The organism is Pseudomonas sp. ACN5, assembly GCF_002303975.1.
Taxonomy (GTDB): domain Bacteria; phylum Pseudomonadota; class Gammaproteobacteria; order Pseudomonadales; family Pseudomonadaceae; genus Aquipseudomonas; species Aquipseudomonas laurylsulfatiphila.
On sequence record NZ_MRCP01000019.1, the window covers coordinates 65237 to 85194 of the forward strand.

At 62.7% G+C, this 19958-nt stretch carries 21 protein-coding genes; 14 read left to right on the forward strand and 7 right to left on the reverse strand.

Going from position 1 to position 19958, the window contains the following annotated elements; translation table 11 throughout:
* Positions 1–45: 45 nt before the first annotated feature.
* The 6 genes from BSF40_RS27305 to BSF40_RS27330 form a co-directional block, all read right to left on the reverse strand.
* The gene (locus BSF40_RS27305) at positions 46–711 is read right to left on the reverse strand and encodes a response regulator transcription factor (protein WP_007976602.1); all 666 of its coding nucleotides are present in this window, start codon (positions 709–711) and stop codon (positions 46–48) included.
* A gap of 56 nt (positions 712–767) precedes the next feature.
* A complete protein-coding gene (locus tag BSF40_RS27310) occupies positions 768–1325 on the reverse strand; it encodes a PQQ-dependent catabolism-associated CXXCW motif protein (RefSeq protein WP_095967636.1) in 558 nt (185 codons plus the stop codon).
* Between the two features lie 226 nt (positions 1326–1551).
* Positions 1552–2343 (reverse strand): ABC transporter permease, encoded by a 792-nt coding sequence (locus BSF40_RS27315; protein WP_095967637.1) that lies wholly within the window; start codon positions 2341–2343, stop codon positions 1552–1554.
* Positions 2340–3071, reverse strand: coding sequence for an ABC transporter ATP-binding protein (locus BSF40_RS27320; protein ID WP_095967638.1), 732 nt, complete (start codon positions 3069–3071; stop codon positions 2340–2342). The genes BSF40_RS27315 and BSF40_RS27320 overlap by 4 nt, the downstream gene beginning before the upstream one ends.
* Positions 3068–4027 (reverse strand): YVTN family beta-propeller repeat protein, encoded by a 960-nt coding sequence (locus BSF40_RS27325; protein ID WP_095967639.1) that lies wholly within the window; start codon positions 4025–4027, stop codon positions 3068–3070. The genes BSF40_RS27320 and BSF40_RS27325 overlap by 4 nt, the downstream gene beginning before the upstream one ends.
* Positions 4028–4057: 30 nt before the next feature.
* The gene (locus BSF40_RS27330; protein WP_095967640.1) at positions 4058–5242 is read right to left on the reverse strand and encodes an ABC transporter substrate-binding protein; all 1185 of its coding nucleotides are present in this window, start codon (positions 5240–5242) and stop codon (positions 4058–4060) included.
* 157 nt (positions 5243–5399) lie between these two features.
* On the opposite strand from BSF40_RS27330, the gene BSF40_RS32815 reads away from it, so the two are divergent.
* From BSF40_RS32815 to BSF40_RS27400, 14 genes are all read left to right on the forward strand, one after another.
* Complete coding sequence (locus BSF40_RS32815) at positions 5400–5564, forward strand: hypothetical protein (RefSeq protein ID WP_172435761.1); 165 nt, start codon at positions 5400–5402, stop codon at positions 5562–5564.
* 56 nt (positions 5565–5620) lie between these two features.
* Positions 5621–6082, forward strand: coding sequence for a cytochrome c-550 PedF (gene pedF, locus BSF40_RS27335; RefSeq protein ID WP_015095433.1), 462 nt, complete (start codon positions 5621–5623; stop codon positions 6080–6082).
* A gap of 3 nt (positions 6083–6085) precedes the next feature.
* The gene (locus BSF40_RS27340) at positions 6086–6961 is read left to right on the forward strand and encodes an ABC transporter substrate-binding protein (RefSeq protein WP_095967641.1); all 876 of its coding nucleotides are present in this window, start codon (positions 6086–6088) and stop codon (positions 6959–6961) included.
* A gap of 10 nt (positions 6962–6971) precedes the next feature.
* Complete coding sequence (locus BSF40_RS27345; protein WP_095967642.1) at positions 6972–7733, forward strand: quinoprotein dehydrogenase-associated SoxYZ-like carrier; 762 nt, start codon at positions 6972–6974, stop codon at positions 7731–7733.
* Between the two features lie 16 nt (positions 7734–7749).
* The gene (locus BSF40_RS27350) at positions 7750–8685 is read left to right on the forward strand and encodes a quinoprotein relay system zinc metallohydrolase 1 (RefSeq protein WP_095967643.1); all 936 of its coding nucleotides are present in this window, start codon (positions 7750–7752) and stop codon (positions 8683–8685) included.
* Between the two features lie 283 nt (positions 8686–8968).
* A complete protein-coding gene (locus BSF40_RS27360) occupies positions 8969–10744 on the forward strand; it encodes a PQQ-dependent methanol/ethanol family dehydrogenase (RefSeq protein ID WP_095967645.1) in 1776 nt (591 codons plus the stop codon).
* 230 nt (positions 10745–10974) lie between these two features.
* Positions 10975–12495 (forward strand): aldehyde dehydrogenase family protein, encoded by a 1521-nt coding sequence (locus BSF40_RS27365; RefSeq protein WP_015095428.1) that lies wholly within the window; start codon positions 10975–10977, stop codon positions 12493–12495.
* Positions 12496–12751: 256 nt separating this feature from the next.
* Positions 12752–12823: a pyrroloquinoline quinone precursor peptide PqqA gene (pqqA, locus tag BSF40_RS27370; protein WP_003253598.1), complete on the forward strand. Its 72-nt coding sequence runs from the start codon at positions 12752–12754 to the stop codon at positions 12821–12823.
* A gap of 55 nt (positions 12824–12878) precedes the next feature.
* Entirely contained in the window at positions 12879–13793 is a 915-nt protein-coding gene (gene pqqB / locus BSF40_RS27375) for a pyrroloquinoline quinone biosynthesis protein PqqB (RefSeq protein ID WP_095967646.1), read from the forward strand.
* A gap of 123 nt (positions 13794–13916) precedes the next feature.
* Positions 13917–14669, forward strand: coding sequence for a pyrroloquinoline-quinone synthase PqqC (pqqC, locus tag BSF40_RS27380; RefSeq protein WP_095967647.1), 753 nt, complete (start codon positions 13917–13919; stop codon positions 14667–14669).
* Complete coding sequence (pqqD, locus tag BSF40_RS27385) at positions 14666–14938, forward strand: pyrroloquinoline quinone biosynthesis peptide chaperone PqqD (RefSeq protein ID WP_007972043.1); 273 nt, start codon at positions 14666–14668, stop codon at positions 14936–14938. Before pqqC ends, pqqD begins: the two co-directional genes overlap by 4 nt.
* Positions 14916–16058, forward strand: a complete 1143-nt coding sequence (gene pqqE / locus BSF40_RS27390) for a pyrroloquinoline quinone biosynthesis protein PqqE (protein ID WP_095967648.1) — start codon at positions 14916–14918, stop codon at positions 16056–16058. Before pqqD ends, pqqE begins: the two co-directional genes overlap by 23 nt.
* A gap of 146 nt (positions 16059–16204) precedes the next feature.
* Positions 16205–17368 (forward strand): alcohol dehydrogenase-like regulatory protein ErcA, encoded by a 1164-nt coding sequence (ercA, locus tag BSF40_RS27395; protein ID WP_007972176.1) that lies wholly within the window; start codon positions 16205–16207, stop codon positions 17366–17368.
* Positions 17352–19088 carry a NahK/ErcS family hybrid sensor histidine kinase/response regulator gene (locus BSF40_RS27400; protein WP_095967649.1) on the forward strand — a complete coding sequence of 579 codons (1737 nt, stop codon included), beginning with the start codon at positions 17352–17354 and terminating at the stop codon, positions 19086–19088. The genes ercA and BSF40_RS27400 overlap by 17 nt, the downstream gene beginning before the upstream one ends.
* Here the strand turns inward: BSF40_RS27400 and BSF40_RS27405 are convergent.
* Positions 19064–19954, reverse strand: a complete 891-nt coding sequence (locus BSF40_RS27405; RefSeq protein ID WP_095967661.1) for an aldose 1-epimerase — start codon at positions 19952–19954, stop codon at positions 19064–19066. The genes BSF40_RS27400 and BSF40_RS27405 overlap by 25 nt on opposite strands.
* Positions 19955–19958 lie beyond the last annotated feature (4 nt).

Sequence of the window (19958 nt, forward strand, 5' to 3'; positions counted from 1 at the left end):
TGGGAGCGGGCTTGCTCGCGAAGGGCGCGCCGCGGTCTTGATGACTCAACGCCGCAAATAAGACCCGAAATCAATATCCCCGGCACTCAGGATCGCCTGCACCCGGTTGTGCACGTTGAGCTTGCGCAGGATCGCCGAGACGTGGGCCTTGACCGTGGTCTCGGCGATTTCCAGGGTGTAGGCGATCTGTTTGTTCGATTCGCCCTTGGTCATGCGTTCCAATACCTGCAACTGCTTGCGGGTCAGGGCCTGGAGCAGTTCGGGCGGGAAGCTCGGGGTGTCGTTCATCCGCCGGTGGGTGCTGCTTTTGGCGGTGCGGATGATGTCCGGGGGCAGGTAGACATTGCCATTGAGAATCTGCTGGATGGCATCGGTCATCTGGGCGCGGGGTGAAGACTTGGTGATGAAACCCACCGCGCCGTAGGTGATGGCTTGCAGCACGATCTGTTTGTCCTGTTCGGCGGAGACAATCACCACCGGAATGGTTGGCGCTTCGTTACGCAGGTTGATCAGGCCATTGAGCCCGTGCATGCCGGGCATGTTCAGGTCGAGCAGGATCAGGTCCAGGTCATCGTGTTCCTGGGTCAGGGCCAGGGCGCTGTCCAGATCGGCGGTTTCCATCACTTCGCTGCCGGCAAAACCGTCGCTGATGACGTTGTGGATGGCTTCGCGAAACAGCGGGTGATCGTCGGCAATCAGAATTTTGTACATGGCCTTTCACCTCATTATTTTGATTATGGTGTGGCAACAACACGCACGCGTAAAGCTCAGGGAAAGGGTTCGGGCCTGGCTGGCGAAACCGGTAGATTGGCCGCTTGCCAGGCGTCCAGGCCATCGCGATACCAGTACAGGGTCTTATAGCCCATGGTGGCTGCGCGCTTGACCGCATTCCAGCTCAACCAGCAGTCGGAGCGGCAATAGAAGACCAGCGGTTGCGTCGGGTCGCCGGCGGTCAGCTTTTTCAGGTTGGCGGCGAAATAGTCCTGCCATTGCGGCGTCAGCTCACCGTCACCGGTATTGGCCAGCCAATGGCTGCCGGGCAGGTTTTCATGGGGCTGGTCTTCGATGAATTGCCCTTGCAGCCACTGGCGGCGGTAGACATCGATCAGCAGCGGGCGCGGGGTTTGGCCGAGCAGTGCTTGCAGGGCTTGGGTATCGACGATGGTTGCGCCTTGCAGTTGGTCCGGCGTCGGGCTGCGGTACAGGCCGATGCGATAGCCGTCGCTGGAGAACAGCGCAGTGTCGGCCTGGGCGGTGCTTAGCAGCAGGCCCAGCGACAGGGCGGCGAGAGCAGGGCGCAACAGGCAACGTCGGGCACGTGGCATGGGGTCGGTCCTTATAGTTATGGACCTATTACATGCCAGTCGGGGGGCGTTGGGAATGCGACGATAGACAGGGAAACCAGTACTAAAGTAGTAATTTCACCCTGTTCAATGAAGATCCCCCCTGTGGGAGCGGGCTTGCTCGCGAAGGCGTAGTGTCAGTCAACTTATTTATTGATTTTGCCGCCGCCTTCGCGAGCAAGCCCGCTCCCACATTTAAATCGTGTTGTCAGCCCGCCTTGCGCAAGGCCGCATGCTGCGGGTTGAAGGTCAGTACGGCGAGCAACGCAAACAGCAGCGTCAGCCCCGTGCACACCGCCAGCGCCAGCGGATTGAAGCGTTCATACAGGGCAAAACGCACCAGCTCCACCGCGTGGGTGAACGGATTCACCGCGCACAGCCAGTACAGCCATTCGCTGGCCTCACGCATCTTCCACAGCGGATACAGTGCCGATGACAGGAAAAACAGCGGAAAGATCACGAAATTCATCACCCCGGCAAAGTTCTCCAGCTGGCGGATCGCGTTCGACAGCAACAGGCCCAGTGCGCTGAGCATCAACGCCACCAGCAGCAGCGCCGGCAACGCCAGCAACAGACCCATGGCCGGTGGCCGCACGCCATAGGCCCAGGCAATCGCCAGGAACGCATACACCTGCAGCAGCGAAATCAGTGACGTGGCCACCAGTTTGCTGCACAGCAGGAAGGTTCGGGGCAGAGGGCTGGTCAGCAGCACGCGCATGCTGCCCATCTCGCGGTCGTAGACCATCGACAGAGACCCCTGCATGCCATTGAACAGCAGGATCATGCAGGCCAGGCCGGGAATGATGTAGACCTCGTACGGAATGTAGGTGTCGTAGGGCTCGATGATCGCTATACCCAGCGCCGCGCGAAAACCGGCGGCGAACACCAGCAACCACAGCAGCGGTCGCACCAGGGCGCTGAGAAATCGCGTGCGTTGCAGCACAAAGCGCAGCCACTCGCGCAGCACGATACCGCTGAAACATTGCCAGTAAGCATTCATTGGGCAGCTCCCGATGTAGTCAGGCGGGTGAAGGCCGAACCGAGGTCACCGCCGTGCTCCAGGCTCAGCGCATCGGCCTGTCCGCTGGCCACCAGCCGGCCTTGATGCAGGATCAGCAAGTCATCGCTGGGTTGCACTTCGTCGAGCAGGTGGGTGGTCCAGAGCACGCTGATGTGCTCCTCGCGACACAGGCTGCGGATGTGCTGGTTGAGCGCCAGGCGACTCGCCGGGTCGAGGCCGACACTGGCTTCATCGAGCAGCAAAAGGCGCGGCTCATGCAACAGGGCGCGGGCAATTTCCACCCGGCGACGATGGCCGCCATTGAGTTCGCGCACCCGTTCGCGGCGGCGCTCGGTCAGGGCCTGGCGGGCCAGTTCGGCGTCGACCCGAAGGTCGGTCTGGCGCCGGGACAGGCCATGCAATGCCGCGTGATAACGCAGGTTCTGCTCGACGCTGAGGTCCAGGTCCAGGGTGCTCTGCTGGAACACCACGCCCAATTGCCTGAGCGCCGGGCGTGCCGCGCTGCGCAATGAACAGCCACCGACGCGGATCTCGCCGTGCTGCAGATCATAGAGCCGGGTCAACAGGGCAATCAGGGTCGACTTGCCGGCGCCGTTGGGCCCCAGCAGCGCGGCGAAACGCCCGGGCTCCAGGCTGAAACTCACTTTGCGCAAGGCCTCCCGGGCGCCGTAGGCAAAGCTCAGGTCACTGACTTCAAGGGCGTTCATGGCGTCACCACCACGCCCCAGGGATAGCGCCCGACCTTCACCGATTTGCTGACCTTGAGGCTGTCGACATCGATCACCGAGACATCGCCGCTGACGCCGTTGGTGGCCAGCAACTGCTTCTGATCCGGGGTGAACGCCATCTGCCAGACCCGTCGACCCACCAGCAGGTAATCGAGAATCTCGAAGGTCCTGGCATCGATCACCGCCACATGGTTGGCCGGGCCCAGTGCGACGAAGCCGTACTTGCCATCGGCGCTGAGCTTGATGCCGACCGGCTGGACCTTGTCCGGGTGCACGCCCTTGATCTGGAAGTTCAGGGTCTTGAGCACGGTGCGGCTGGCTACATCGAGAATGGTCACGGTGCCGCCGATTTCCGCCGAGGCCCAGAGCTTGGCGCCATCGGGGGAGAACTCGACGAAGCGCGGACGCTGGTCCACCAGGGTGCTGTCGGCCAGGGTCTGGGTGCTGGTGTCGATCCAGTGCAGCATGTTGGTGGTTTCGCTGGTGTTGACCGCCCACTTACCGTCAGGGCTGACGGCCATGCCCTCGGGCTCGACGCCGACATCGATCTGGCCGAGCACCTTGGAGGTCTCGGTGTCGATCACCGTGACCAGCGCATCGTCTTCATTGGAGACGTACAACCAGCGGTTGTTCGGGTGCAGGGCGAATTGCTCGGGGTCTTTACCCGAGGGCAGTTCCTTGATGATCTTGCGTGTGGCCACGTCCATCACCTGGACCCGGTCCGAGTCGCTGGCGCAGATGTACAACAGCTTGTTGTCATGGGACAGCAGCAGGCCCCGGGGGCGCTGGCCGACGGGCAGGGTGTCGGTGACTTGCAGGGTCTGCATGTCGATCAGGCTCAGGCTGTTGTCCTTTTCGTTAGAGACCCAGGCAGTGCTGGCAACGGCATGGCCAGCGGCGAGCAGCAAGGTGCACGAGAGCAGGGTGCGGCGCATGGCGGATTCCTTGTTGTTGTGATGTTCGGATCAGGGAAAGCGGCAGCTGACCTCGGGTTTGTCGTAGCCCAGGCTGTCCATCTCGTTGAACGGGTGCAGAAAGCCGTCCTGGGGTGAAGTGCTGACCAGCGCCCGGGGCTGGACGATGGGAATCGGCTGGCGCAACTGGCCGTTCCACGGCCGGTAGCTGAGCTTGCGACCCTTGAAACCGTCGAGGGGCAACTGGTCGCTGATTTCAAGGGTACGGATTGCCATCGGCTCGGCCTGGCGCAATTTGCTCACGGCACTGGCGATGCTGCGCACGGCCATCCAGGCGGCGAAATCGCGGTCATTCATCCAGCGCCCGGTCAGGGCTTCAAAGCGTTTTTGCAGCTGCGCGGCACCGTAGGTTTCCACGGTCTTGTGCCAGCCCACCGGGGTCAGGCCCTGGGTGCCGGCGACCGGGCGTGGGTACCAGGTCTGGTAGGGCACGTATTCACCGAAGTCGCCGCGTTCATCGGCCACCAGTACCACGTCGTACTCGGCGGTCTGGGTGAACAGCGGCATGTCGGCCTGGGCGCTGCGGCGTTGGTCGTTATCGAAGCTCCAGGTTTTTTCCGCCACCAGTTGCAAGCCGAAACGCTTGGCCCCGCGGCGCAGGGCGGCGGCATAGGCTTGATCGTCGGGCGTCGGGCCGACAATCAGCAGCGCCCGTTGCCATTTGCGCAACACCAGAAACTGCGCCAGCGCATCGGCGAGCATCGCCCGGCTCGGCAAGGTGTGCAGCACGTTCGGCAGGCAATCGGTGGTGCGCAGGCTGTCATCGGCACTGCCGGCGTTGAACAGCAAACTGTCGGGCAGTGCCGCACTCAATTGGCGCAGGCTGGTCGCGGGGGCATTCACCACAAACAGGCGCAGGCCTTGTTCGTGCTGAGTCTTCGCCGCTTCGAGCAAGGCCTCGGGGCTGTCGACGCTGGCGCTGACCAGGCTGTAGCCGTGGTTGAGAAAACGCCCGGTGCTGTTGCTGTCAGTGATCGCCAGTTCGGCACCGCGCAGCCCGGCATCGGTGGGTTCGGGGATGACGTTGGACAACAATGGGCCAGGGTCGGGGCGATAACCCAGGTAGCCGATCCGCACCTGCAAGGGGGCATCGGCGGCCTGGCTTTGGGTGGCCAGGCCGGCGGCGCAGGCAATCGCCAGCAGGTAGATCAGGGCGTAAGGGGCAAGCTGGCGCATAAGGCTCTCCATGACCGTTAGCGCCAGCATAGGAAGCCTGGGGTGCAGTGAAAATATGCAGAAAGTACCGAAGGGCCAGTACCAAGGTAGTAGCCCGCCACGCACGGCGCGGTTCTAGCATGGGCAACCACGGCCATTGATCTGGAGGGGATTGACCATGCGTATCGTCAAAGCACTGCTCCTGCCGTTTCTGCTGATCCTGACCCTGATCGGCGTCGACCGGCTCCAGGGCCCGCGTCCGGTGTCCCACGATCGCCTTACGACCAAGGGAGTAGGTGGCGACCACCAAAGCAGCATGGGGTCTGGGCGCAGGGCTTTCTAAGATGGCTGCCATAGCCTCTGCCAAGAGGTTTTGCGTGCAATCCAGAGGGCATGACAATGACAACAAAACGCAACGCCTTGCTCGTGACCGGTCTATTGGCCAGTTTGATCAGCGCAGGTTCGGTCTGGGCCCACGGCAACGTGGTACCACAGGCTGTCGCCACCCAGGGCCTGACCCCGATAAAAGATGCCGGTGTGCAGCTCGATGCCGATGGCTGGGCCGCGGTGAACCCGTATCGCACCGCCCCGGAACACGACAAGGCAGTGGAAATCGGCGCTTCGGCCTATACCCAGAACTGCGCGGCCTGTCATGGCCTGGAGGCCAAGTCCGGCGGTATCGCCCCCGACCTGCGCATGCTCGATGTCGGCGAGGCGGGCGATGAATGGTTCGCCGAACGGGTGCGCCATGGCGCGGTACGCGACGGTCGCGTGTACATGCCGAAGATGGCCGACTACCTGAGCCAGGAAGCCCTGTGGGCGGTGCGCACTTATCTGGACACTGTGCACGTCGAGGAGTGACCCATGCGCCTGTTCGCGGTGTTGATCAGTGCTCTGTGGCTGTGCTGCCAGGCGGCGCAGGCGCAGGTTCGCAACTACGACGAAATGATCGCCGCCGGGGAGCTGAAGGTGGCGGTCTACAAGGACTTCGCCCCCTACAGCTTTGAACGTGCCGGCAAACCCCAGGGTGTCGATGTCGAGCTGGCCGAAGCCCTGGCCAAGGCGCTCGGCGTGCGCCTGACGCTGATCTGGGCGCCGGCCGGGGAAAAGCTCGACGACGACCTGCGCGATTACATCTGGCGTGCCAGTGCCTTGCACAACCAGCAACTGGCCGACCTGATGATGCGCGTGCCCTACGACCACGACTACGCGCAGAAGCGCAATGAGCTCGGTGAACTGGTCAACGGCCATGTGGTGATGTTCGGTCCGTACCAGAACGAACAATGGCAGGTGGCCTATGACCGCCGAAGGCTGGACAAGGTCGCCAGCGTCGCGGTGTTCGAGCAGCACCCGATTGGTGTCGAAGTCGACAGCGTGCCGTCGTTCTACCTGACCTCGGTGTTCAACGGCATGCTCGCCGGCAAGACCCATCACTATCCGGGCGTGCCCCAGGCGTTTGCCGCGATGAAGGCCGGCGAGGTCGACGCGGTGATGGCCATGCGCGGCGAAATCGACTGGCAAGTGCACGAAGCGGCCGATCCGCAGCTGGCGCTGGCAGAAAATGCCTACCCGAACATGGGCAAGCAGCTCTGGGAAATCGGCATGGCGGTGCACGAAAGCAACCGGCAACTGGCCTATGCCGTGGAAGAAGCGCTCGAAGGCCTGATCCGCGAGGGTTCGGTGAAGACCATCTACGGCCGTTACGGCCTGCAATACGACGTGCCCGAGATGTATCAATAAGGAGCAGGCGATGAAATGGCGAGGGAGTTGTCTGTTGGCCTGCTGGTTGAGCCTGGCGGCACAGGCTGGCGCTATCGATCCCGGCAAAGACCCGGTGCCATCGGTGATGTGGGCTTTCTATCACCAGCAGTTTCTGGGCAATGCGCCGTTCGTTTTCGATGAACGGGTCAAGCTGCTGGCGCCGCCGTTTGCCGAAGATGCCCGGCAGGTGCCGCTGGAAATCGACGCCCGGGCGTTCAAGGGCGAGGTGGTAAGAATCCTCGCCTGGGCAGAACTGAATCCGTTGCCGAAAATCGTCGACTTCCAGCCGCTGGATTCGGTTTTGCCCTGGTTGTCGTTGCGCATTCGCATCGAACAGGCCACGCCCCTGCGCGCGGCGGTGTTGACCCGCGACGGGCTGTGGCATGTCGGCTCGACCCTGATTGACGCCGCAGGCGGCGGTTGCACCGCGCCCAGTGTGGTGCGCACCCAGCCGGGCTGGGAGGAACACATCGGCGAAGTGCTCGGCGGGCGCTATCCCCGGGACGGGTTCAGTCGTTTGCGTTTGCAGGTGGCCCACCCCATGGACAACGGCATGGTCAGCGGCATTCCGGAATTCTTCATCAACCATGCCGAGCTGCGTGACCACAACCAACACGTGCTGGCCTGGCTGGAGCTGTTCCCCGCGGTCAGCGAAAACCCCAACCTGGCCTTTGACATCGAGGGGGCAGGGCAAACACGTCTGTTACTGCGGGACAACAGTGGCAATGAGTTCGATGCGTCGATCCCCTGACCCCAAGGAGCGTGGCATGCGCTGGATCCTGTTGATGGTGTTATGCGTCAGTCTGCCGGCCCTGGCCGATCTCGACTACTCACTCAAGCCCCGGCAGATCGCCCGGGACACCTGGCTGCTCGAAGGCAGCACCGATAATTTCGCCAAGGCCAACGGCGGCAACATCGTCAACACCGCGTTTATCGTCACTGAACGCGGTGTGGTAGTGATCGACACCGGGCCGTCCCGGCGTTACGGCGAAGCGATGCGCAAGGCCATTGCCGCCACCACCGACAAGCCGGTGATCGAGGTCTTGCTGACCCATCACCACCCGGACCATGTGCTGGGCAATCAAGCCTTCACCGACGTGCCGATCGGCGCCCTGGCCGGCACCACCGAACTGTTGCACCGGCAAGGCGATGCCATGGCCGAGAATATGTACCGGATGGTCGGCGACTGGATGCGTGGCACCGAAGTGGTGCTGCCGACGCAGACGCTGACACCTGGTGTGAAAAGTTTTGGGAATCACGATCTGCGTCTGCTGAGCCTGGGTGGGCATACGGGCGCGGATCTGGCTATTCTCGACCAGCAAACCGGCGTGCTGTATGCCGGGGACCTGGTGTTTTATCAGCGGGCGCTGACCACGCCCAACAGTCCGGGGTTGTCAGTGTGGCTGGCGGACATCGCGACCCTGCAAGGCTTGCCCTGGACGCAGGTCGTGCCGGGCCATGGGCCGGTGTCGAGCGACCCACAACCCTTCGAGCAGATGCGCGATTACCTGAGCTGGCTCGATCAGCTCATGCGCGACGGCGCGGCCAATGGCAGTGATATGGCCGAGATGATCCGCAGCCCCATCCCCGAACGCTTCGCCGGGATCAGCCTGAGCCGTTATGAACTGATCCGCAGCGTCAGTCATCTGTACCCGCGCTACGAGCGCGAGCGGATGACGCGGGTGGATTCTGCCAGCAAATAGCCGACCCAAATCCCCTGTAGGAGCGAGCTTGCTCGCGATGGACGATAATGATAACGCTGGCAGCCTGACACCCAGCGGTGTCCTTGAGTCCATCGCGAGCAAGCTCGCTCCTACAGGGGGCCGGTGCTGTTCAAAAATCTTGTGTCCATCTCTTCCCACCCTGTACCAAGGAACTAGCAATCTCCTCATTGCGGGCAATTGTTGTCAGGGCGGTGGCGCCCAAGAATCTGCACCAGACCGGGAAAATTTCCGGACATAACAAAAATCCGCAGAGGAAGCCGTCATGACTCAACCCGCACGTCGCCAGCCCTTCGTCCTGAGCTTGCTGCTCAGTGCCATGCTGTTGTCCGGCCAGGCATTGGCCGGGGTTTCCGACCAGGACATTCTCCAGGATCCGAAGAACCCGGAACAGGTCGTGACCAACGGCCTCGGCGTTCAAGGGCAGCGCTACAGCCCGCTGGATATTCTCAACGTCGACAACGTCAAGGAGCTGCGCCCGGCCTGGGCGTTTTCCTTCGGCGGTGAAAAACAGCGTGGCCAGCAAGCGCAGCCGATGGTCAAGGACGGCGTGATGTACATGACCGGTTCCTACTCCCGGGTCTTCGCCGTGGATGCGCGCACCGGCAAGAAACTCTGGCAATACGATGCGCGCCTGCCCGATGACATCCGCCCTTGCTGCGACGTGATCAACCGTGGCGTCGCGCTGTATGGCGACCTGGTGATCTTCGGCACCCTCGACGCCAAGCTCGTGGCGCTGAACAAGGACACCGGCAAGGTGGTGTGGAGCAAGAAAGTCGCCGACCACAAGGAAGGCTACTCGATCAGCGCCGCGCCGCTGGTGATCAACGGCAAGCTGATTACCGGCGTGGCCGGTGGCGAGTTCGGCGTGGTGGGCAAGATCGAGGCCTATGACCCGAAAAACGGTGCTCTGCTGTGGACCCGGCCGACGGTCGAAGGCCATATGGGCTACGTCTACAAGGACGGCAAAGCGGTGGAAAACGGCATTTCCGGCGGCGAGGCGGGCAAGACCTGGCCGGGCGATCTGTGGAAAACCGGCGGTGCGGCCCCTTGGCTTGGCGGTTATTACGATCCGGAAACCAACCTGCTGCTGTTCGGTACCGGCAACCCGGCGCCATGGAACTCGCACCTGCGCCCAGGCGACAACCTCTACTCCTCATCGCGCCTGGCGCTCAACCCGGACGACGGCACCATCAAGTGGCACTTCCAGAGCACGCCCCACGACGGTTGGGACTACGACGGCGTGAACGAGCTGGTGTCGTTCAACTACAACGAAGGCGGCAAGGAGATCAAGGCAGCGGCCACGGCCGACCGTAACGGTTTCTTCTACGTGCTGGATCGTACCAACGGCAAATTCATCCGCGGCTTCCCGTTCGTGGACAAGATCACCTGGGCCACCGGCCTGGATAAGGACGGCCGGCCGATCTACAACGAAGCCAGCCGTCCCGGCGCCCCGGGTTCGGAAGTCAAGGGCAGCTCGGTGTTCGTAGCACCGGCGTTCCTCGGTGCGAAAAACTGGATGCCGATGGCCTATAACCGGGACACCGGGTTGTTCTATGTGCCGTCCAACGAATGGGGCATGGACATCTGGAACGAAGGCATTGCCTACAAGAAAGGCGCGGCGTTCCTCGGCGCCGGCTTCACCATCAAGCCGTTGAACGAAGACTACATCGGCGTGCTGCGGGCCATCGATCCGAAAACCGGCAAGGAAGTCTGGCGCCACAAGAACTACGCGCCGCTGTGGGGCGGGGTGCTGACCACCAAAGGCAACCTGGTGTTCACCGGCACGCCTGAAGGTTTCCTGCAGGCGTTCAACGCCAAGACCGGCGAAAAGGTCTGGGAATTCCAGACCGGCTCCGGCGTGCTCGGCTCGCCCGTGACCTGGGAAATGGACGGCGAACAGTACGTCTCGGTGCTCTCCGGCTGGGGCGGCGCGGTACCGCTGTGGGGCGGCGAAGTGGCCAAGCGGGTGAAGGACTTCAACCAGGGCGGCATGCTCTGGACGTTCAAGCTGCCCAAGGATCTCGTAGCCAAACACTGATCCCTTGTGGGAGCGGGCTTGCTCGCGAAAGCGGTGTGTCATTCAGCAAGTTTGTGGCTGACACAACGCATTCGCGAGCAAGCCCGCTCCCACATTAATTTGTGTGAAACCTACGACCAAATAACGAGAGCCCCTCCTGCCAACGACGCATTCGTCTGGCACGCGGGGCTCTCTAGTATCGGCTCATCGCCTGTCAGTACGACAGGCATCGACCCAGACAGAGGCCCACCATGATCTACGCACAACCCGGAACCCCAGGCGCCGTCATTACCTTCAAGCCGCGCTACGGCAACTTCATCGGTGGCGAGTTCGTTGCCCCGATCAATGGCGAGTACTTCACCAACACCTCGCCGGTCAACGGTGAAGTGATCGCCGAATTCCCGCGCTCCAGCGCCGCCGACATCGACAAGGCCCTCGACGCCGCCCATGCCGCTGCCGACGCCTGGGGCAAGACCTCGGCCCAGGACCGCTCCCTGGTGCTGCTGAAAATCGCCGACCGCATCGAGCAGAACCTTGAGGTCCTGGCCGTCACCGAAACCTGGGACAACGGCAAGGCCGTGCGCGAAACCCTGAACGCCGACGTACCGCTGGCGGCCGACCACTTCCGTTACTTCGCCGGCTGCATCCGTGCCCAGGAAGGTGGGGCTGCCGAGATCAACGAGCTGACCACGGCCTATCACTTCCATGAGCCTCTGGGCGTGGTCGGGCAGATCATTCCGTGGAACTTCCCGCTGCTGATGGCCGCCTGGAAACTCGCCCCGGCGCTCGCCGCCGGCAACTGCATCGTGCTCAAGCCTGCCGAGCAAACACCGCTGTCGATCATGGTGTTCGCCGAGCTGATCGCTGACCTGCTGCCAGCGGGTGTGCTGAACATCGTCCAGGGCTTCGGTCGCGAAGCCGGCGAGGCCCTGGCCACCAGCAAGCGCATCGCCAAGATCGCCTTCACCGGTTCGACCCCGGTGGGTGCGCACATCATGCATTGCGCCGCCGAAAACATCATTCCGAGTACCGTCGAACTGGGCGGCAAGTCGCCGAACATCTTCTTCGAAGACATCATGAACGCGGAGCCGGCGTTCATCGAAAAAGCCGCCGAAGGCCTGGTGCTGGCGTTCTTCAACCAGGGCGAAGTCTGCACCTGCCCGTCCCGGGCGCTGGTGCAGGAGTCGATCTACGAGCCGTTCATGGCCGAGGTGATGAAGAAAATCGCCAGGATCAAGCGCGGCAACCCGCTGGACACCGAGACCATGGTCGGCGCCCAGGCGTCCGAGCAGCAATACGACAAGATCCTCTCGTACCTGACCATTGCCCAGGAGGAGGGCGCCGAGCTGCTCACCGGCGGCGCGGCCGAACGCCTGGAGGGCGACCTGTCCAGCGGTTACTACATCCAGCCGACCCTGCTCAAGGGCCACAACAAGATGCGCGTGTTCCAGGAAGAAATCTTCGGCCCGGTGGTGGGTGTCACCACCTTCAAGGACGAAGCCGAAGCCCTGGCGATTGCCAACGACAGCGAGTTCGGCCTCGGCGCCGGCCTGTGGACCCGCGACATCAACCGCGCCTACCGCATGGGCCGGGCGATCAAGGCCGGACGGGTGTGGACCAACTGCTACCACCTGTACCCGGCGCACGCCGCGTTCGGCGGGTACAAGAAGTCCGGCGTCGGCCGCGAAAACCACAAGATGATGCTCGATCACTATCAGCAGACCAAAAACCTGCTGGTGAGCTACGACATCAACCCGCTGGGGTTCTTCTGACTCCTTAAGCACGACACATAACCTGTGGGAGCGGGCTTGCTCGCGAATGCGGAGTCCCATTCAGCAGAAATGTTGACTGGCACACCGCTTTCGCGAGCAAGCCCGCTCCCACATTGGTTATGTGTGTTTTGTAAGTCCTGCAACACCCCCTACCAAATCACCCCGCCAACTCCTTCGAAAGTAGCATTCGGGCGCCCGATGCCCCGTGCATTAATGGCTCTACCGGAATCACCCGGCACAAGAAGAGGAATGACCCATGTGGACTAAACCCGCGTTTACCGATCTGCGCATTGGCTTCGAAGTGACGATGTATTTCGCCAACCGTTGATTGATCACCCGGCCAGCCGATGCGTTGGCCGGGCCTGCCTTCCGGAGCATCTGCCATGTACATCCGCGTTCTCGGTTCCGCCGCTGGCGGTGGTTTCCCGCAGTGGAACTGCAACTGCCGCCAGTGCGCCGGTGTGCGCAATGGCAGCCTGCGGGCCCAGCGTCGTACGCAGTCGTCGATTGCCTTGAGTGACGACGGTGTGGAGTGGGTGCTGTGCAACGCGTCACCGGACATTCGCGCGCAACTCGAAAGTTTTGCGCCTCTGCAACCGGCGCGGCGCCTGCGTGACAGCGCCATCGCCGGCATCGTGCTGCTGGACAGCCAGATCGACCATTGCACCGGTTTGCTCAGCTTGCGCGAAGGCTGCCCCCATGACGTCTGGTGCACCGAGCGTGTGCATCGGGACCTGAGCAGCGGTTTCCCTTTGTTCAACATGCTCGGCCACTGGAACGGCGGACTGCAATGGCAACCGATCGGCCTCGATCGCCAGCCGTTCGGCATCCCGGCCTGCGGGCATTTGCAATTTCGCGCGATTCCCCTGGTGAGTAACGCGCCGCCGTATTCGCCCAATCGCGGCAACCCGCAACCGGGCGACACCATTGGCCTGTTCGTTGAAGACCTGCGCAGCGGCGCGTCGCTGTTCTATGCCCCGGGCCTTGGCCGAATCGACGATGAAGTGCTGGGCTGGATGCAGCGTGCCGATTGCCTGCTGCTGGACGGCACCCTGTGGCGCGACGACGAGATGCGTATCTGCGAAGTCGGCCAGAGCCTGGGCAGCGAAATGGGGCACCTCCCACAAAGCGGCCCCGGCGGGATGCTGGACGTGCTGGAGGGTTTCAACCGCCAGCGCAAGGTGCTGATCCACATCAACAACACCAATCCCATTCTCGATGAAGACTCGGCCGAGCGGGCGCTGCTGGAGCGGCGGGGGATTGAAGTGGCTTATGACGGCATGAGTATTGAGCTGTAGCCGACGGCCTCTTCGCGGGCAAGCCCGCTCCCACAGGGTTCGGCAGTGTCCACAAAACCTGTGGGAGCGGGCTTGCCCGCGAAGAGGCCGGAACAGACACCGAAGATTCCCCGGAGACCCGCAATGACCGACACCCCCCTGTCCCCCAGCGAATTCGAAGCCGCCCTGCGCGCCAAGGGCGCCTACTACCACATCCACCATCCTTTCCATCAAGCCATGTACGCCGGTCGCGCCAGCCGTGAGCAGATCCAGGGCTGGGTCGCCAATCGCTTCTACTATCAGATCAACATTCCCCTGAAGGACGCCGCGATTCTCGCCAACTGCCCGGACCGCGACGTGCGCCGCGAGTGGCTGCAACGGATTCTCGACCACGACGGCGCCCCCGGCAGCGAGGGCGGAATCGAAGCCTGGCTGCGCCTGGGCGAAGCCGTGGGGCTGGATCGTGAGCAGATCCTCTCCCAGGAGCTGGTGCTGCCCGGCGTGCGTTTCGCGGTGGACGCCTACGTCAATTTCGCCCGTCGCGCTTGCTGGCAGGAAGCGGCCAGCAGTTCGCTGACCGAACTCTTTGCCCCACAGATCCATCAGTCACGACTCGACGCCTGGCCGACCCATTACCCGTGGATAGACGTCGCCGGCTACGACTATTTCCGCACGCGCCTGAGCCAGGCGCGGCGTGATGTCGAGCATGGGTTGCGCATCACTCTCGCGCACTACGTGACGGCCGAGGGGCAACAACGCATGCTGCAGATCCTGCAATTCAAGCTCGACGTGCTGTGGAGCATGCTCGATGCCATGAGCATGGCCTACGAACTTGCGCGCCCGCCGTATCACACGGTTACCGGCGACAACGTCTGGCATCGGGGGATCGCCCTGTGAGCCTGATCGATCGCCAACAGTCACCGGCCTTGCGTCGCGGTTTTCGTCTGCAATGGGAGCCCCGTCAGGACTGCCATGTACTGCTGTACCCCGAAGGCATGATCAAGCTCAACGCCAGTGCCGGGCAGATTCTCGATCTGGTGGATGGCCAGCGCAGCGTGGCGGCGATCATTGAGCGATTGAGCGCGAATTTCCCCGGCGTACCCGGGATCGACGAAGACGTGCTGGCGTTTCTGGAGGTGGCCCATGCGCAATTCTGGATCGAGTGAGACGCTGCCCGGACCGCCGTTGTGGCTGCTCGCCGAGCTGACTTACCGCTGTCCGTTGCAGTGCCCCTATTGCTCCAATCCGTTGGACTTTGCCCGGCACGGCGAGGAACTGAGCACGCAAGAATGGATTCGCGTATTTCGCGAGGCGCGGGACATGGGCGCCGCGCAGTTGGGCTTTTCCGGTGGTGAGCCGCTGGTGCGCCAGGACCTCGCCGAACTGATCAAGGCCGCCCGGGACATGGGCTATTACACCAATCTGATCACCTCCGGCATCGGCCTGACTGAGCAGAAGGTGCGCGACTTCAAGGTGGCCGGGCTGGATCATATCCAGATCAGCTTCCAGGCCGCCGACGAAGCGGTGAACAACATGCTCGCCGGTTCGCGCAAGGCCTTTGCCCAGAAACTCGCCATGGCCCGTGCGGTGAAAGCCCAGGGCTATCCGATGGTGCTGAACTTCGTCACCCATCGGCACAACATCGACCGGATCGCGCAGATCATCGAGCTGTGCCTGGAGCTGGAGGCGGACTTTGTCGAATTGGCCACCTGCCAGTTCTACGGCTGGGCTGAACTCAACCGCGTCGGCCTGCTGCCCACCCGTGAGCAATTGCAGCGCGCCGAGCGCATCACTCACCAATACCGCGAACGCCTTGAAGCCCAGGGCCACCCGTGCAAGCTGATCTTCGTCACCCCGGACTACTACGAGGAGCGTCCCAAGACCTGCATGAACGGCTGGGCCAACCTGTTTCTCGACATCACCCCCGACGGCACGGCCTTGCCATGCCACAGCGCCCGGCAGTTGCCGGTAGCGTTTCCCAACGTGCGCGAGCACAGCCTCTCGCACATCTGGAACGACTCGTTCGGCTTCAATCGTTTTCGCGGCGACGACTGGATGAAAGAGCCGTGCCGCTCCTGCGACGAAAAGCACAAGGACCTGGGCGGGTGCCGTTGCCAGGCCTTCATGCTGACTGGTGATGCCGCCAATGCCGACCCGGTGTGCAGCAAGTCGCCCCATCACGGGGTGATCCTCAAGGCCCGCGAGGAAGCCGAGGCACCGGGGTTGGGGATCGAACACCTGACGCTGCGCAACGCGAAGGCTTCGCAGCTGATCTATCGCGGCTAACCCGAACGACACAACCCCCTGTAGGAGCGAGCAAGCTCGCTCCTACAGGGGGGTTGTGGTGAATCCAGCCATTGGTCTGATTGCATTCACAGCTGGATGGTTTAGTGTGGTTTCTACCTTCCAAAACAATAAAAACAGGCTTTCCAATGAGCCAGAGTCTCAACCAGTTGCGCAAGTTCGTTTCCCCCGAAATCATCTTCGGTGCCGGTAGCCGGCACAGTGTCGGCAATTACGCCAAGACCTTTGGCGCACGCAAGGTCCTGGTGGTCAGTGACCCCGGCGTGATCGCCGCCGGTTGGGTCGCCGATGTCGAGGCCAGCCTGCAGGCGCTGGGCATCGAATACTGCCTGTACAGCGATGTCTCGCCCAACCCTAGGGTTGAAGAGGTGATGCTCGGTGCCGAAATGTACCGGGAAAACCACTGCGACGTGATCGTCGCCGTGGGTGGCGGTAGCCCGATGGACTGCGGCAAAGGCATCGGCATTGTCGTCGCCCATGGCCGCAGCATTCTCGATTTCGAGGGCGTGGACACCATCCGCGTGCCCAGCCCGCCGCTGATCCTGATTCCGACCACCGCCGGCACCTCGGCCGATGTCTCGCAATTCGTGATCATTTCCAATCAGCAGGAGCGCATGAAGTTCTCCATCGTCAGCAAGGCCGTGGTGCCGGACGTTTCGCTGATCGACCCGGAAACCACCCTGAGCATGGATCCGTTCCTGTCGGCCTGCACCGGCATCGACGCCTTGGTGCATGCCATCGAAGCCTTCGTGTCCACCGGCCACGGGCCGTTGACCGATCCTCATGCGCTGGAGGCGATGCGCCTGATCAATGGCAACCTGGTGCAGATGATCGCCAACCCGAGCGACATTGCCCTGCGCGAGAAGATCATGCTCGGCAGCATGCAGGCCGGGCTGGCGTTTTCCAACGCCATCCTGGGCGCCGTGCATGCCATGTCCCACAGCCTCGGCGGCTTTCTCGATTTGCCCCACGGCCTGTGCAACGCGGTGCTGGTCGAGCATGTGGTGGCCTTCAATTACAACTCGGCGCCGGAGCGTTTCAAGGTGATCGCCGAGACGTTCGGCATCGACTGCCGGGGCCTGAATCACCGGCAGATCTGCGGGCGCCTGGTCGAACACCTGATCGCCCTCAAGCACGCCATCGGCTTTCACGAAACCCTCGGTTTGCATGGCGTCAGGACCTCGGACATTCCGTTCCTGTCGCAGCATGCGATGCACGATCCGTGCATCCTGACCAACCCGCGCGAATCCAGCCAGCGTGATGTCGAGGTCGTCTATGGCGAAGCCCTCTGACGAGCAACAACGGGCCCTGACCGGGCTGCTGGGGCTGGGCAGTCATTCGGCGCGCAAGAGTCATTACCCGGAACTGGCCGCGCGCCTGGATGATCTGGAAGCCGAGCGCAACCGCTACAAGTGGCTGTTCGAAAACGCGGTGCACGGGATCTTCCAGGCCAGCCTGCACGATGGCATGCGCGCCGCCAACCCGGCGCTGGCACACATGCTCGGCTACCAGGACCCGCAGGAGGTGCTGTTCTCCCTGACTGACCTGGGCAGCACCCTGTTCGTCGACGGCGCGCAGGAACTGGAAGCCATCGGCGAAATCCTCAGGCACCAGCGCAGCCTGCACGGCTATGAAACCCGCTTGCGGCGCAAGGACGGCAGTCACCTCGATGTGTTGATGAACCTGCTGCTCAAGCCCGGCCAGGAAGGCCTGGTGGAAGGGTTCGTCTCCGATATCACCGAGCGCAAGCTGGCCCAGCGACGCCTGCAGCAACTCAATGACGAACTGGAGCAGCGCGTCGTCGCGCGCACCGATGAATTGCTCGAAGCCAACCGTAACCTTCAGCAGCAGATCACCCAGCGTAAACAGATTGCCAAGGCCTTGCGCGATGCCCGTGATGCCGCCGAGGCCGCCAACCACAGCAAGGACAAATACCTCGCCGCTGCCAGCCACGACCTGCTGCAACCGCTGAACGCCGCGCGGTTGCTGATTTCGACCTTGCGCGAACGCAAGTTGCCGCAAGCTGAGCAGGTGCTGGTGGAACGCACTCACCAGGCCCTGGAAGGGGCCGAAGACCTGCTGACGGATCTGCTGGACATTTCCCGGCTCGATCAGGCCGCGGTCAAGCCGGACGTTGCGTTGTACCGCCTCGACGAACTGCTGGGGCCTCTGGTGTCGGAGTTCCAGTCCGTCGCCCAGGCGGCCGGTTTGAATCTGCGGGTGCACATGGCCGATTACGCCATCAGCACCGACTTGCGCCTGATGACGCGGATCCTGCGCAACTTCCTCAGCAATGCCTGCCGCTACACCGATGAAGGCAGCATCCTGCTGGCGGCAAGGCGTCGGGGCGAGATGTTGCGCCTGGAGGTCTGGGACACCGGGCGTGGCATCGCCGCCGACCGGCTCGATTCGATCTTCCTCGAGTTCAACCAACTGGACGTCGGCCGCGCCGCCGACCGCAAGGGCGTGGGCCTGGGGTTGGCGATTGTCGAGCGCATCGCCAAGATCCTTGGCTACAGGATTGGCGTTCACTCGTTGCCGGGGCGGGGTTCGATGTTCAGCATCGAGGTGCCGTTATCCAACGAGGTTCCATTGCCCGTGAGCCAGGCGGTGCCACAGCCGGGCACCGGCAACCCGTTGCCGGGACGCCGTTTACTGGTGATCGACAACGAAGTGAGCATTCTCCAAAGCATGGGCGCGTTGCTCGGGCAGTGGGGTTGCGACGTTCTGGTCGCCACCGATGAAGCGGCTGCGCTGGAGGCATTAGGCGGGCAGGCGCCGGAACTGATTCTCGCGGATTACCACCTCGATCACGGGGTGGTCGGCTGTGATGTGGTGCGACATTTGCGTGAGCATTTCCACCAGGACATTCCTGCGGTGATCATTACTGCCGACCGCACCGACCATTGTCGGCGTGCGTTGCAGCGGCTCAATGCCCCCTTGCTGAACAAACCGGTGAAGCCTGGCAAGTTGCGAGCGGTGTTGAGTCAACTGTTGGGGGCGTCTGCCTGAAACGGCCGATACTGCAGGGTCAAGCCCAGTTCGATGGCTTGACCTTGTTCCAGCAAACGCAACCCCGGCCGACCGGGCAAGTGGTGCGCGTTGACCGGGTGGCTCACCGGTTCGATGCAGAAAAATTCCAGGCCCACGGGGCAGTAGAGCAGGTAGTAATCGCTGCCGGTGGCTTGACAGTCCAGTTCGTATCCGAGGTCGGGCTGGCGGATCAGGCAGTGGCCGTTCCATTCGCAGAAGCCGTTGTCCACGAGCGATTCGGGCAATGGCTTCAGTTGCTGAAAATCCCACTCGACCGGCAATGGGCTGAGTTGCGTCGGTAGTTTTTTCTCGTTGCACAACCATACCTCGCGAGCCGCGGCCTGCAGTCGGGTGTTGGCGGTGCGCGGCAGATACGGATGCAGACCCAGACCATGCCAGGCGGCAGGTTCAGCCAGATGGGTGACGCTCAGTTCGATGCTGAGTTTGCCCTGGCTCAGATGGAAACGCTGGCTGGCGCGATAAGCAAAAGGGGTTGTGCTGTCGAGTTGCAGGACCACTTCATTTTCCGACCGGGAAACCACATCCCACGCCTGCTGCCAGGCGCTGCCATGGATCGGCAGGGGATCGGTGAGGCTGTTGGGCGCCAGTGCCAGCCAGCCATCGGGGCAATCGAAACCGCCTTCGGCAATGCGGTTGGACCAGGGGATCAAGGGAAAGCAGCCGAGCTTGCCGGGCAGGCCGGTGTTCAGGGCGTGCTCATCGGCGTGGCGCAGCAAGGGCTGTCCGCTGCTGCGCACGGTCCAGTTGACGATGCTGGCGCCGAGTTCGGGGGCGAGTGTCAGCTGAGTGTATTCGTCTTCGAGCTCGAGAAGTGCGGGCGTCATCGTC